Source organism: Xanthobacter aminoxidans (assembly GCF_043193615.1).
In the GTDB taxonomy this organism is placed as follows: Bacteria; Pseudomonadota; Alphaproteobacteria; order Rhizobiales; family Xanthobacteraceae; genus Xanthobacter; species Xanthobacter aminoxidans.
On record NZ_JBAFUS010000001.1, the window covers coordinates 233,139 to 246,774 of the forward strand.

Genomic DNA, 13,636 nt, shown 5'->3' on the forward strand with positions numbered 1-13,636 from the left:
TTTGAAAAAGCTTCATCTTCAATTCGTCATCAAACACAATAATTTAAGTGAGAAGATATGACTTCAGGGCAGCGGCATGGTGGCCCCAAGTGCGCCCCTCATCCATGATCCACTGAGCCCCACGGGCTCCAATTTGCTTTCGGGATTCACTATCGGTAAACAACATCTCTAGGGCAGCGACAATTTCCTCTACACTGCTTTCTCCCCAACCTTCTGTGCCGACTGAGCTCGACGTGACGGGAGCCTGAGCGCTGAGAGCGACACAATTGTCGTTGCCAACCAAGTCGCGGGCGCCCGTGTTATTGGCGAGTATCACCGGAATCCCACAAGCCATCGCTTCCTTCGCGGGGAGATTTGTGGCGGCCTCGCATCGCGATACCTGTACTGCGCAGTCCATTTCGCGTAAAATTGATGGGATCAATGGGTTGGGTGTCGGTGGCAATTCTAGAAACTGGCTCTCATCGACCCCGTTCTCAATAACCCATCGCTTCACATCCAGCACGCCTCTGGCATCCATTCGAAGCGGGGCTTTCAGCTTACCCTGAAAGCCCACAGAGCCCTTTGGCCAGGGGGAATGCCAGGCAGCGACCAGAACGGCCTCTTTGTGGCGTGCCGCAAATTCGCGGAATGCCAATACCAGATCGTGTCCTTTGCGAAACTCGATCTTTCCACCAGAGAAGACGTAAAATTTACTGGGGTCGAGAACTCCGGATTTGGGTCCCGGGAAAAACTGTGAGCTATCTATCCCCTCATAGATCATCGTCACTGGCTTTCCACTCGTGGCCCTTAAAATATCTGCACTCCAGTTCGAAGCACACAGCACATCGTCGTGGCTAGCTAACAGCTGACGAGCATTGTCGACACGCGTATCCTCCAACACGCACCGAGCGATTGTTCGCCGTCCTTTGAAGTGAGGCGCCGCCGCCGCGCCGAACCGATTGCCGAACCCATTCACGACGATGATGTCCTTTGCGGCGGCGCCGGTCTTGTCCGCGATTAAGCCGGCCAGAAAGGTATTGGATTTAATCACGGCGGGACCCATTGCGAACATGCGCAAAGGATCCATGGCCTGGACATCGGCCGGTCCGATTGGGCGGCCCATCAATGGTTGCACATCTGGATCGACCGCCCAGCGTTGAAAAATATTCAGACCAAGCAGTCCCCATCCAAAATAATTATTAGCCTGCCAATTCAGCATAATTTTCTTGTGCATGGATTTCTCCAAACAAAAAAGAATTTATCGCACGAAATTAAGATGGCTTCCCTTACGAAACAGGTGTTCTTCCGCGCGTAACCTTTAAGGGTATCTTGGCGGGTATGTATTGAGGTTTCAACCGGAAACTCGCGCATAGGCTGTGGAGTGCATCGCTGCCTGCCGCCGACACCGGCAGGATGTCGCCAGCCTGCATGCCCGCAATCGGGCAGATGCCGACGGCAGCTCCTGGCGCTCTCCGATCGTTCACAAAAGTGCTGATTTTTGCAGCACTCACGCCCCTCCTGATGCGCATCGGATCCGCCTGCGTCTCGACCAACGACCACGACCTGACCCGACACCGCACGGTGCTGCAGGTGGCCGTGCGAGCGCATCTTCGAGGAGAAAGTCAGCGGCGCGGTCCGTGCGCTGAACGGACCGCCAAAGGCAGAACGGCAGCAAGGGCGCGGGGAACCGGTGTCCACGTGACACCGCCCCGCGTGCGATCATCATTCAATTCGTTTTAAGCGTCTGCATGCCTCACTGTGCGACGATGCAGGATAGGGCCCTCCGATATCTCCTTGCCGTCATCCGCGCCGGCTCCGTCCGGGCCGCTGCGGAGACCCTGAACGTTGCCGCCTCGGCGGTGAGCCGGCAGATCATCGATCTGGAGGCCGAGGTAGGCCAGCCGCTGATCGAGCGTCTGCCGCGTGGCGTCGTGCCGACGGAGGCCGGCCGAATCGTCGCCGAACATGCCCAGCGCGAGGCCGACGAACGCCTGTTGCTGGAGGACCGGCTGAGCCGCCTTCGGGGCGTGCAGCAGGGCACCGTGCGCATCTGGTGCGGCGGCGGCTTCGTCGCCGACCTGATGGAGCATGGCCTCGCCAGCTTTTCCGAGCATTATGGCGGCGTCGGATACAAGATCACCCTCGGCACCACGGACGGCATCCTCGCAGCCATCGCGCAGGGCGATGCGGATATCGGCATGGCCTACAATCCGCAGGCCCACCCGGATGTGCGCAGCGTGGTCACGGCCCGCCAGCCGCTGTTCGCCATCGTGCCGCCGGACCATCCGCTGAAGTCCGGCGGGGTGCCGGTGCCCCTGCGCACCTTCGCCGCCGAGCCGGTGGCGCTGTTTCCGCCCGACCACGGCCTGCGCCAGATGATCGGCCGGGTGGAGGCGAACGAAGGCTTCCACCTCGGCGGACGGCTGGAGACCGCCTCCTTCGACCTGCACCGCCGATTCATCGCGCAGGGGCTGGGCGTGGGGTTCCTGCCCCACTTCGTGGTGGCGGACGAGGTGGCATCCGGCGCCATGCGCGCCATCGCGCTGCGTGATGCCCTCCTGTCCGAAGCCCGCAGCCACCTGCTGCTGCGCGCCGGCCGCCGCCTGCCGGAAGCCTCCCGGCGGCTGCTCAACCATCTCGCCCAGCACATGCACGCTTTCCAGAACGTGCCGTAGAGCCGGGATCGCGGGCAAGGGCGGGCCCTCGCAATCTCCGCGGAACGCACGATCGGATGAGCGTTGCCTTTTTCCGCACGTAGAGTGCGAAAAGTCATTCTTGTGGCAACGATCCCTCGCGAGGATGCTCGTGGAAATTAACCACGGACATTCTCATGACCATCGAGACAATCGGCGTCATCGGCCTCGGCAACATGGGCTTCGGCATGGCCGCGACCCTTGCCGGCAAGGGCTTCAGGGTGAGCGCCACCGACATCAGCGATGCGCGCGCGCAGGCGGCCGCTGACGCCGGCATCCGCTTCACCACCCTCGCCGATCTGCTGGCCACCAGCGACGCCATCGTCTGCTCCCTCCCTCTGGCGCGCGACGTGGAAGCTGTGGTGACGACGCCCGGCGGACTTCTTGACCGGCGCGACCGCAAGGTCGTGGTCATCGACACCTCCACCTCCGATCCCGGCACCAGCCGCCGCCTCGCCGAGCGCCTCGCCACCGTCGGCCACGGCCTGCTCGATGCCCCGGTGAGCGGCGGTCCGTCCGGTGCCGCGCAGGGCACGCTGACCATGATGGTGGGCGGTTCCGAGTCCGACTTCGCTCTCGCGCTTCCGGTGCTCTCCGCCATGTCCGCCAAGGCAATCCACGTCGGCCCTTCGGGCGCCGGCAACATCGCCAAGCTCGTCAACAACCTGCTGGTGGCTGCCCATCTCGTGACCATGGGCGAGGCCATGCGCCTCGCCGAGGGCGCCGGCCTCTCCGCGCAGGAAGCCATCGCCGTGGTGAACACCGCCAGCGGCCGCAGTGCCGTCAGCGAGGTGATGTTCCCGCGCTGGATCCTCACCAACAGCTTCGACAGCGGCTTCTCCGCCGGGCTGATGCGCAAGGACGTGCGCCTCGCCCTGGAGCTGGCTTCCGAAAGCGCCGTGGACCTGCCGCTCTGCGCCCATGCCGGCGACATCTGGAGCACCACCCGCGACACCATTCCCGACACGGCCGACTTCACCCGCATGGCCGACTACCGCACGAAGGACGCCGTCTGATGCTCGACACTCCCCACTCTCCGGCGGCCCCGCGCGTCGCCGCACTTCTCGGCGGCTTCCTGCCTGACGGACGCATCGGCAGCGTTGTCGCAGGCGAGGTTATGCCCGGCACCGGCGCCGCGCTCGATCTCACCAATCCCGCCGACGGCCGCGTCATCGCCAGCTATGCCGATGCCGGTCAAAGCGTCGTCGACGCCGCCATGGACGCGGCCCGCGCCGGGCAGGCGGCGTGGTGGAAGATGACCGCCGCCGCGCGCGGCCGTGCCATGTGGGAGATCGCCCGCCTGGTGCGCCAGAACGCCGAGGCGCTGGCGGAGTTGGAGACCCTCTCCGCCGGCAAGCCCATCCGCGACACCCGCGGCGAGGTCGCCAAGGTGGCGGAGATGTTCGAGTATTATGCCGGCTGGTGCGACAAGCTCCACGGCGAGGTGATCCCGGTTCCCACCTCCCACCTCAACTATACCCGCCACGAGCCCATCGGCACCGTGGTGCAGATCACGCCCTGGAACGCGCCCATATTCACCGCCGGCTGGCAGATCGCGCCCGCCATCTGCGCCGGAAACGCGGTGGTGCTGAAGCCGTCCGAGCTGACCCCCCTGACCTCGCTCGCCCTCGGCATGCTGTGCGCCCGCGCAGAAGGCGTGCCGGCCGGCCTCGTCAGCGTGCTCGCCGGCAACGGCCCCACCACCGGTGCTGCGGCCGTGGCCCATGCCCAGACTGGCCTCGTGGTGTTCGTCGGCTCGGCGGAAGCCGGGTCGCGCATTGCCGCCGAGGCGGCCCGCAACATCGTGCCGAGCGTGCTGGAGCTGGGTGGCAAGTCCGCCAACATCGTGTTCGCGGACGCTGACATCTCCCGCGCCCTTCTCGGTGCACAGGCCGCCATCTTCGGCGGCGCCGGGCAGAGCTGCGTCGCCGGCTCGCGCCTGCTGGTGCAGCGCGCCCTCCATGGCGAGTTCGTCGCCCGCCTCTCCGAGGCCGCGCGCCGCATTCCCACCGGCCTGCCCACCGATCCGGCAACCCAGATCGGCCCCATCAACAACCGGCGCCAACTGGACAAGATCTCCGGCATGGTGGATGCGGCGGTGGCGGCGGGCGGCCAGCTCGCGGCCGGCGGCGCCTGCCCCGATGCCCTGCGCGAGACCGGCGGCTTCTTCTATGCCCCCACCATCGTGGACGGGGTGACGCCGGCCGCCGACATCGCCCGCGAGGAGGTGTTCGGCCCGGTGCTGGCGGTGCTGCCCTTCGATACGGAAGAAGAGGCCATCGCCATCGCCAATGCGACCCCCTACGGCCTGGCCGGCGCGGTGTGGACGCAGGATGTGGGCCGCGCCCACCGGGTGGCCGCCGAGGTGCGGGCCGGCACCTTCTGGGTCAATGGCTACAAGACCATCAACGTGGCCTCGCCCTTCGGCGGCTTCGGCCGCTCCGGCTTCGGCCGCTCGTCCGGCCGCGAGGCGCTGATGGCCTACACCCAGACCAAGAGCGTGTGGGTGGAAACCGCGCGCACGCCCGGCGTCGCCTTCGGCTACGTGGGCTGACGCCCGCCCGACGTCCCGGTGCCCTCACCGACACCATGTCTCGGCGGCGCCTGCCGCCGGGGCCCGCGAGATCCAAGAAAAACACCCAAGAAAAACATCGACCTTTCCAGACACGGCCGCGCAGGCACAGGGGATCACCATGAGCAAGGGCTTAGGACTACAGGACAACGGATTTGCGCCTGCGGATGCAGGGCATGAAGGGCTGGGCATCGCAGGGCCGGTGCGCCTGTTCCTGTTCGCGCTCGCGGCGGTGGTCATCGCCGAGACCATCGGCAACGTCACCATTCCCCTCGGCTCCAACAAGATCGTGCTGCTGCCGCTGCTGTGGGCGTTGCTGTGCGGCGCCGCCCTGGGCCTTGCCGCCCCCCGCATGCCAGGTGTGCTGAAGATGTCGGTCAGCGAGCAGCGGCTCGCCTCCGCCTTCCTGCAGCCGACGCTGCTCATCTTCATCGCCAAGCTCGGCCTTCTGGTGGGCGGCTCGGTGCCGAAGATCCTGTCGGCCGGCTGGTCGCTGGTGTTCCAGGAGTTCGGCCACTTCTTCGGCACCATGGTGTTCGGCCTGCCGGTGGCGCTGCTGCTCGGCATCAAGCGCGAAGCCATCGGCGCCACCTTCTCGGTGGGGCGCGAGCCGAGCCTCGCCATCATCGGCGAGCGCTTCGGCATGGATAGCCCGGAGGGACGCGGCGTGCTGGCGGAATACATCACCGGCACCGTGTTCGGCGCGGTGTTCATCGCCATCCTCGCGAGCTTCATCGCCAGCCTGAACATCTTCAACCCGCTGGCGCTGGCCATGGGTGCGGGGGTCGGCTCCGGCAGCATGATGGCCGCCGCCTCCGGCGCAATCGCCGCGCAGCAGACGCCGGAGATGGCGAAGGACGTGGCCACCTTCGCGGCGGCCAGCAACCTCATCACCACCACCATCGGCACCTATTTCACCCTGTTCCTCTCGCTGCCCTTCACGCTCTGGGCCTACAGCAAGCTGGAGCCCATCCTCGGCCGCAGCCGCAAAGCCGCCATCCCCGCCGATGCCGCTCCGGTCGAGGCGCCGCACGCGGAGATGAAGCTCAGCGTCCTCGCCATCATCGCCGGCTGGGTGCTGATCGGCGCCTATGGCCTCATCGGCAACGCCATCACCTACAAGACCCCGGTGGACGGCAACGTGGTGGCAGGCATGGCCATCATCCTCGGCGTGGTGATGGCGGGCTACGGCCTCTACGGGGTCACCGGCCGTCGCCTGCCGGCGGTGGTGTGGGTCTCGGCCATCGGCATGGCGCTGACCTATCCCGGCGGGCCGGTCGCAGTCGATGTGGCGGCGCTCACGGGCAAGATCAACTTCCTCGCCCTCGCGACCCCCATCCTCGCCTTCGCGGGCCTGTCCATCGCCAAGGACGTTCCGACCTTCCGCCGCCTCGGCTGGCGCATCGTGGTGGTGTCGCTGATGGCCAATGCCGGCACCTTCCTCGGTGCGGCGCTCATCGCGCAGTTCTTCATGCACCCGCCGGTCTGATCCGCCGCGCATCCCGATCACCGGCAAGGCCCGTGCATGAGCACGGGCCTTGTCGCCATATCCCCCCACCCCGAGCACGCCATGACCACCCATGTCCCCCCGGACCTCGCAGCCCGCCTCGTCGCCCTCAGGCATGACCTGCATGCCTTTCCCGAACTCGCGTTCGAGGAGACCCGCACCGCGGATGTGGTGGCACGCGAGCTGGCAGCCCTCGGCCTCAAGGTGACCACCGGCCTCGCCGGCACCGGGGTGGTGGGCACGCTCCATCGCGGCGGCGGCCCGGCCATCGGCCTTCGGGCGGACATGGACGCGCTGCCGATCCTCGAGGCGAGCGGCGTCGCTTATGCCTCGCGCACACCCGGCACCATGCATGCCTGCGGCCATGACGGGCATGTGGCCATGCTGCTCGGCGCGGCGCATCTGTTGGCGGCGGATCGGGATTTCACCGGCACGGTACATTTCATCTTCCAGCCGGCCGAAGAATGCGCGGGCGGTGGGCGGCGGATGGTCGAGGACGGCCTGTTCACCGCCTTTCCCTGCAAGAGCGTGTGGGGCCTCCACAATTGGCCGGGGCTGCCGCTCGGCACGCTGGCGACGCGGCCCGGCGCCATCATGGCCTCCATGGACACGTTCGAAATCCGCGTGCGCGGCGCGGGCACCCATGCCGCCATGCCGCATCTCGGCATCGATCCGTGCACGGCGGCGGCTGAAATTGTTCTCGCGCTTCAAACCATCGTCAGCCGCCGCCTCTCTCCCCTCGCCCCGGCGGTGGTGAGCGTGACGCAGATGCACGGCGGCGACGCCTGGAACGTCGTCCCCGATCTTGTCACCCTGCGCGGCACGGTGCGATGCCTCGGGGAGACGGAGCGCCGGACCATCGCCGACCTCATGGCCCGCATGGTGCCGGGCATCGCCGCGAGCCACGGCGCACAGGCGGAGCTGGACTATTTTGAAGGCTATCCGGCCACCGTGAACTGGGCCGATGCGGTGCCCGTGGCACTGGCGGCCGGGGCTCATGTGCCCGCCATCACGCGCAGGGTGGGCGACGTGGAACCGTCCATGGCGGCGGAGGACTTCGCCTACATGCTTCAGGCGTGTCCCGGCGCCTATGTCTGGCTCGGTGTGGATGGCGCGCGCCCCTCGAAGCCGCTGCACAATCCCGCCTACGATTTCAACGACGACGCGCTCGCCATCGGCCCGGCCTATTGGGCGGCGCTGGCACGGCAGGCGCTCGCGGCCTGAGCCGGCAGGCGCGGCGATGAAGAGAGCGCCTGCAATGTCACCCGTTCCGGTCTCGACCGCCGTCACCTTGCCCGACGCGCGCCTCAGCCAGCGGATGTTCACGCCGAAGCGGAACGTGACGCCCAGCCAAGTGCGCCTCGCCGAACAGGCCATGGCGTCGGCCTACGGAATGGGGGGGAACGAGAAAGTGTCCAACCCGCACCCGAGGCTAGACACCTTAACCACTAACAATTTGGATTATAAGGAGAAAAATATGAGCATGGCGACCCCGGCAGGGCTCGAACCTGCGACCTAGTGCTTAGAAGGCACTTGCTCTATCCAGCTGAGCTACGGGGCCCCGATCCGCCTTTTACGGCGGGCGGCCGCACAGCGGAAGCGCCTTTCCCGGTGGGGATCGGGACGCTGCCGGCTCAGTGGGTCCACTGGCCGGTGCGATTGAAGGCGAAATTGTCGGAATAGGCCATGCGGCGGCGCCCGGCCTCATGCGGCTCGTACACGCGGTACGGGATGCCCCGCTTCTCGCAGTAGGCCACCGCTTCTTCCTTCGTCTCGAAGGACAGGTGGATCTGGCTGCGCATGTCGGCCGAAGAGGTGTAGCCCATAAGGGGCTCCACGCGGCGCGCATGCTCCGGCTCGTAATCGAGCACCCAGTGCTTGGTCTTCGCCACGCCGGACTGCATGGCGTTGCGCGACGGCTTGTAGATGCGAGCGACCATGGTTCGAACCCGTCAGAATGCCGGACAGCCCCTGCCGGGCAGCCCGTTTCGTCTATAGTGAAGCCGCGCGGGCGAGGCAACCGAACACGGCGCCGCGCCCAGTTCCGAGATGCCTCAGCGCAGGACCAGACAGTCGGCGGCCGCCTGAGCCGATTGAGCGGCGGTGAGGTGGCTCACCTTGCCGGAGAGTACCAGCGAGCGGGTCTGCTCGGTGACGACCGCACGGCCGTCGGCGCCCTTCACCAGCAGGGGCGCGCTGGCCACGTAGATCGCGCGGGCATCGTTGGAAAGCTTGGCCGCGCAGCGTTCGGCGGCGGCCTTGTCGGCAAGAGCGGGAGCCGTCGAGAGGAGCCCTGCGGCCACTGCCATCGCCGCCAACTTCTGCGCCGTCTTCCGCATCCTGCTCACCCTTCACCAACTCCCGCCGACGCCCCGCGTCGGGCGCACCCTTGTTGAGGAGATCGCAGGCGAATGCAAGCCGGGCCGATCAAGTGGCGAACCACCATGTGGCGAGGCCGAGGAAGGCGAAGAATCCCACCGTGTCCGTCACCATGGTGACGAACACCCCCGAGGCCACCGCGGGATCCAGCTTGAGCTTCGCGATGACGATGGGAATGAGGATACCGAACAGGCCGGCGGCGACCATGTTCAGGATCAGCGCCGAGGAGATCACCACGCCGAGATGGACGTTGGCGAACCAGAATCCGGCGATGAGGCCGAGCAGGCACGCGAGCGTCGTGCCGTTCACCAGCCCCACCAGCACCTCGCGCAACACGATGCGACGGGCGTTGTGGCTGGACAATTCCTTGGTGGCGAGGGCGCGCACCGCCACCGTCATGGTCTGGGTACCGGCATTGCCGCCCATGGAGGCGACGATGGGCATGAGGATGGCAAGCGCCACCATCTTCTCGATGGTGCCCTCGAACAGGCTGATGATGGAGGCCGAGACGAAGGCGGTGCCGAGATTCACCACCAGCCAGGGCAGCCGGCTGCGGGCGGTGAAGGCCACCGTGTCCGACAATTCCTCGTCGCTGCGCACGCCGCCGAGGGCGCGCAGGTCCTCGTCTGCCTCTTCCTGGATCACGTCCACCACGTCGTCGATGGTCATGACGCCCACGAGCCGCCCGGCATCGTCCACGACAGGGGCGGAGACGAGGTTGTAGCGCTCGAACATGCGCGCCACGTCCTCCTGGTCCTCGGACGCCTTCACCACCTTGGCCTGCTCGGCCTTCACCGCGCTCATCAGCACTGGGCGGCGGGTGCGCAGCAGCCGGTCGAGGGGAACGGAGCCGACGAGTCGATAGGCGGGGTCGACGATGAACACCTCATAGAAGGTGTCCGGCAGGTCGGCCGTCTCGCGCATGTAGTCGATGGTGCGGCCAACGGTCCAGAACGGCGGGACGGCGATGAACTCCGTCTGCATGCGCCGGCCGGCGCTTTCTTCCGGATAGTCGAGGGAGCGCTGCAGGGCGACCCGCTCCGGCGCCGGAAGGTGCTCCAGAACCGCCGCCATCTCATCCTCGTCGAGATCTTCGAGGATGTAGACCGCATCGTCCGAATCAAGGTCGCGCATTCCGCGGGCGACGGTGAGCGGCGAGAGGCTGCGCAGGATGGAGAGGCGGACGGTCTCGTCCAGTTCGGTCAGGGCGGTGAAATCGAAGGCCGGCCCCAGCATCTCGATGAGCCGGCGCCGCTCGTCGGCATCCAGCTCCTCGATGAGGTCGCCCATATCGGCTTCGTGCAGATCGCTCGCGAGCGCCTTCAGCGCGTCCACGTCGCGGGCGGAGATGGCCTCCTCGACCCGGCTGCGGAAGGCGTCCGAGAGATTGCCCTCCTCGTCGCGCACCGTGAGAGGCGCGAGCGCGGCACCGGCCGGGTCGGCAGCCTCGGCGGCGGCCGGATCAGCATCGTCGCGCATAGGCTCCTCCCGGTGGGTCAGGCGGGATGGGCGCCCGCCTCCGGCGCGGAAGCAGGGCACGGGGTCTGGGGATGGCTGGGGGCCGGCCGCTTCGCGCGACGACGAAGGGGCAGGTCCCTCCCGCTGCGTCTAGTGATCCCTGCGGCGTTTGTGAAGCCTTCCGCGGGACATCACCCCTTTTCGCTGGACCGGGCGGTCTCCATGTCACTATGAACACCCCGGCCTGCCGGAGATATCGTCAGATGAACACCCTGCCCTATTCCGAGCGCCCGCTCTTCCGCCCGGGACCGCGCACGCTCAACTGGATGATTCCGCTCGGCATGGGCGCCGTCGGCTGGGCGGTCTACATGCGCTACATGGTGGTGGAGCCGACCCTCGTCTCCCTCGCCTGCGAGGCGGGGCTGGAAAGCGCCGGCTGCTACGGTCGCGCGGCGGTGCTGGCGCTGTCGGCGTGGAACGTGTTCGGCGGCGTGGCGCTGGTGGTGGCGCTGATCCAGCTTCTGGCGCCGGGCCTTGCCACCTTCTCGGTGGGCATGGTGTTCGCGAGCTTCGCCCTCGTCTTTCACAACGAGGTCGCCGGCGCGCTGGCGGCGATGATGCTCATCCTCTCCTTTGCACGGCCTGGACCCGCCACAGCGTGAAGGCCATGACGAGGCAGAGCGCGCCGAACCAGGCCGCCTGCCAGTTGGCGAGGGTCTCGTTGAGCGGCACATAGAGGCCGGCGACCAGCAGGCCCCACATGGCGATCATCTCGGCAAGACCCGCGCCGTCGCGATCCGCCCGCCGCACGAGCAGGGGCGCCGCGACCGCCGCCACCAGCGCAGTGAGCGGGAACACCGGGAAATCCTTGTAGCGCGGATCGAACACCAGCTCGAACGCCACCGATCCCACCGCGATCGTGGCCAGCGCCAGCACCGCAGCGGCCGCGACGGCGGCACCCGAGGTCGCCGTCCAGCGGCGGGAATCAAGCGCCACCGAGAAGGGGGCGAGCCCCTGCCCGCGCATGATCACGGCCGGCATCGTCACCATGGCCGCGACGGCGGCGGCAAGGATGAGCCCGTTGCGCAGCCAGCCGACGAAGCCGAGGCTTTCCAGCGGCAGCGCCGAGAGCGCAGCGCCGAGCGTCGCCCCGCCGAACAGGGCGATGGCGGCGATGGCGTACCATTCCATCGGCCGCACCGGCTCCTCGCGGCGGCGGGCGGCGGCGAGGGCCGAGCCGAACACCGCAACGACAGACAGCAGACCGACGGCGATATGCATGCGCCAGCCCGGGAAATCCTCCACCGGCTGGCCCCAGGCGAACTTGGGCAGGCGCGTGTCGGCGTCGATCACGCCCCAGTGGCCGCCCACCGTGCCCTCGCTGCGCCGCTTCCACGGCTGGTCGAAGGCCTCGATGACGTTGACCCGGTAGCCCTGGCGCTTGGCCAGCGCCACCACGTCGTGCATCACCCGCGCCTGGTTGGCGGGCGAGGGCAGCGCATCCTCGCGCATGCGGCCGGAGCTGGGCCAGCCGGTTTCGCCGATGAGAATTTCCTTGCCGGGAAAGGCCTCGGCCATGCGCTGGCGGATCTCGTCCACATGCGGCCCGGCATCCTCGGCGGAGACCGGCAGGTCCTCCCAGTAAGGCAGGATGTGGATGGTGACGAAATCCACGTTCTCGGTGAGGCCCTTGTTGCGCTCCCAGAACTCCCACACATCGGCATAGGTGACGGGCACGGCGCCCACCTCCCGCTTCACGCGGGCGAGCACGTTGGCAAGTTCGGTCGCCGACATCTCACCGCGCAGCAGCACCTCGTTGCCGACGACGACGGCCTTAACCACGTCCGGATTTTCTTTCGCGAGGCGGATGCCGGTCTCAAGCTCGATGCGGTTGCGGTTCGCGTCCGGCCCCAGCCAGATGCCGAGCAGCATGGTGAGGCCGTGCTTGCGGGCCAGCGCCGGCGCCTTGTCGAGGCCCATCTCGATGGAATAGGTGCGCACGCAGGACGTGATCTGGGCGAGGCGGACGAAATCCTCCTCGATCTGGGCCTCGGGAATCACCAACCCCTTCTGGAACGGCGACTGGCCATCACGGAACGGGGCATAGGAAACGCAGGGCAGCTTCTCTCCCGCAGCCAGTGGCGACGGGGGCATGTCCACCGGACGTCCGAGATAGGTCCACAGGCCGGCGATGACGCCGCAGACCAGGAGCGCCAGCACCAGAGGCAGCCGCATGGAGGAAGGCATCTCGTCTCCAGAGGTGAAGGTGTTCCCCGCGCCACATAGAGCGTTGGGCGGGCGGTGTGAAGCCTCCGCCTCGACCATGGCGGACGGTAGGCGAAAGCCACGCTCTCCATACGACATGTGCTGAAGGACGCGCCGTCATGCTGACAAATTCTCTCCCTTCTCCTAGGGTGTCGGGCGCGGCGCCCGCCGACCATTTTCTCGAGATCATGATCCTCATGCACCCCTACCGCCTCCCGCTGCTCGCGGCCGCAATCGTTTTCGCGTGCCTCTCGCCGGCCTCGGCCCAGACCCAGCCGACCGACCAGAAGCCGCCGGCGGAGCTGACCGCCGAGCAGAAGGCCGCCGTGGCCGAGCAGCGCCGCTCGGTTGAGGAGTTCAACGAGGCGGCGAAGCTGCCCGGCGCGGCCGGCCTGCCCGAATGCGTCTTCACCGGGCGGCGGATCGCCGCACTGATCTGGAACGACGACGTGGACACCGCGCGGCGGCATCTCGAATTCTACGAGCGCTTCGGCTGCCCCACCGAGCATCTGAAGGTGGCGGTGCGCTGCCTCGTGCGGCAGGGCAAGATCGACACCAAGGCCGGCGAGAAGGTCGCGGCCCGTGCGCAGCAGTGCTGGGTGAACCCTGACTTTGTCGCCGCCGCACCGGCCCCTGCGGCAGGCGCAGCGCCGGCCGCGCCGGCCGCCCCTGCCGGCGCTGCGCAATAATCAGATCATTGCGCAGACACTCGGCTGACGCAGCGTCGTCGAAGAGGCGCCATGATCGGGATTTATCTCTCTGCGTGAGAGTGTTAGTGTCTCG

General features: G+C 67.3%; 12 protein-coding genes, 1 tRNA gene and 1 pseudogene. 8 read left to right on the top strand and 6 right to left on the bottom strand.

Translation table 11 applies throughout. From position 1 onward, the window contains the following. Window positions 1-43 precede the first annotated feature (43 nt). On the bottom strand, window positions 44-1,213 hold the full coding sequence (locus tag V5F74_RS01110; RefSeq protein ID WP_394005760.1) for a glycosyltransferase family 4 protein: 1,170 nt from the start codon (window positions 1,211-1,213) through the stop codon (window positions 44-46). 532 nt (window positions 1,214-1,745) lie between these two features. Here V5F74_RS01110 and V5F74_RS01115 point away from each other — a divergent pair. From V5F74_RS01115 to V5F74_RS01140, 6 genes and pseudogenes are all read left to right on the top strand, one after another. After that, a complete protein-coding gene (locus V5F74_RS01115) occupies window positions 1,746-2,654 on the top strand; it encodes a LysR family transcriptional regulator (RefSeq protein ID WP_374251124.1) in 909 nt (302 codons plus the stop codon). A 146-nt stretch (window positions 2,655-2,800) separates the two neighbouring features. Continuing rightward, window positions 2,801-3,688: pseudogene (locus V5F74_RS01120) on the top strand (NAD(P)-dependent oxidoreductase); the annotation flags it as partial. Then, window positions 3,688-5,226 carry an aldehyde dehydrogenase family protein gene (locus V5F74_RS01125; protein WP_394005762.1) on the top strand — a complete coding sequence of 513 codons (1,539 nt, stop codon included), beginning with the start codon at window positions 3,688-3,690 and terminating at the stop codon, window positions 5,224-5,226. The pseudogene V5F74_RS01120 and the gene V5F74_RS01125, both read left to right, overlap by 1 nt. A 139-nt stretch (window positions 5,227-5,365) precedes the next feature. Further along, window positions 5,366-6,733, top strand: a complete 1,368-nt coding sequence (locus tag V5F74_RS01130; RefSeq protein WP_394005764.1) for a DUF3100 domain-containing protein — start codon at window positions 5,366-5,368, stop codon at window positions 6,731-6,733. Between the two features lie 81 nt (window positions 6,734-6,814). Next, window positions 6,815-7,975 carry a M20 aminoacylase family protein gene (locus tag V5F74_RS01135; protein ID WP_394005766.1) on the top strand — a complete coding sequence of 387 codons (1,161 nt, stop codon included), beginning with the start codon at window positions 6,815-6,817 and terminating at the stop codon, window positions 7,973-7,975. Window positions 7,976-8,009: 34 nt separating this feature from the next. Next, window positions 8,010-8,270, top strand: a complete 261-nt coding sequence (locus V5F74_RS01140) for a hypothetical protein (RefSeq protein ID WP_394005768.1) — start codon at window positions 8,010-8,012, stop codon at window positions 8,268-8,270. On the opposite strand, the gene V5F74_RS01145 is transcribed toward V5F74_RS01140, so the two are convergent. From V5F74_RS01145 to mgtE, 4 genes are all read right to left on the bottom strand, one after another. Beyond that, window positions 8,236-8,312: transfer RNA gene (locus V5F74_RS01145), tRNA-Arg, on the bottom strand. The two genes, V5F74_RS01140 and V5F74_RS01145, sit on opposite strands and share 35 nt — an antisense overlap. A 73-nt stretch (window positions 8,313-8,385) precedes the next feature. Further along, entirely contained in the window at window positions 8,386-8,691 is a 306-nt protein-coding gene (locus V5F74_RS01150; RefSeq protein WP_024279281.1) for an ETC complex I subunit, read from the bottom strand. Window positions 8,692-8,805: 114 nt separating this feature from the next. Then, window positions 8,806-9,060, bottom strand: a complete 255-nt coding sequence (locus V5F74_RS01155; protein WP_024279282.1) for a hypothetical protein — start codon at window positions 9,058-9,060, stop codon at window positions 8,806-8,808. A 118-nt stretch (window positions 9,061-9,178) separates the two neighbouring features. Then, the gene (gene mgtE, locus V5F74_RS01160; RefSeq protein ID WP_024279283.1) at window positions 9,179-10,609 is read right to left on the bottom strand and encodes a magnesium transporter; all 1,431 of its coding nucleotides are present in this window, start codon (window positions 10,607-10,609) and stop codon (window positions 9,179-9,181) included. A gap of 242 nt (window positions 10,610-10,851) precedes the next feature. On the opposite strand from mgtE, the gene V5F74_RS01165 reads away from it, so the two are divergent. Further along, on the top strand, window positions 10,852-11,250 hold the full coding sequence (locus tag V5F74_RS01165) for a hypothetical protein (RefSeq protein ID WP_394005771.1): 399 nt from the start codon (window positions 10,852-10,854) through the stop codon (window positions 11,248-11,250). On the opposite strand, the gene V5F74_RS01170 is transcribed toward V5F74_RS01165, so the two are convergent. After that, window positions 11,210-12,835, bottom strand: coding sequence for a glycoside hydrolase family 17 protein (locus V5F74_RS01170; RefSeq protein WP_394005773.1), 1,626 nt, complete (start codon window positions 12,833-12,835; stop codon window positions 11,210-11,212). The genes V5F74_RS01165 and V5F74_RS01170 overlap by 41 nt on opposite strands. A gap of 137 nt (window positions 12,836-12,972) precedes the next feature. On the opposite strand from V5F74_RS01170, the gene V5F74_RS01175 reads away from it, so the two are divergent. After that, the gene (locus V5F74_RS01175) at window positions 12,973-13,542 is read left to right on the top strand and encodes a hypothetical protein (protein WP_250166033.1); all 570 of its coding nucleotides are present in this window, start codon (window positions 12,973-12,975) and stop codon (window positions 13,540-13,542) included. Window positions 13,543-13,636 lie beyond the last annotated feature (94 nt).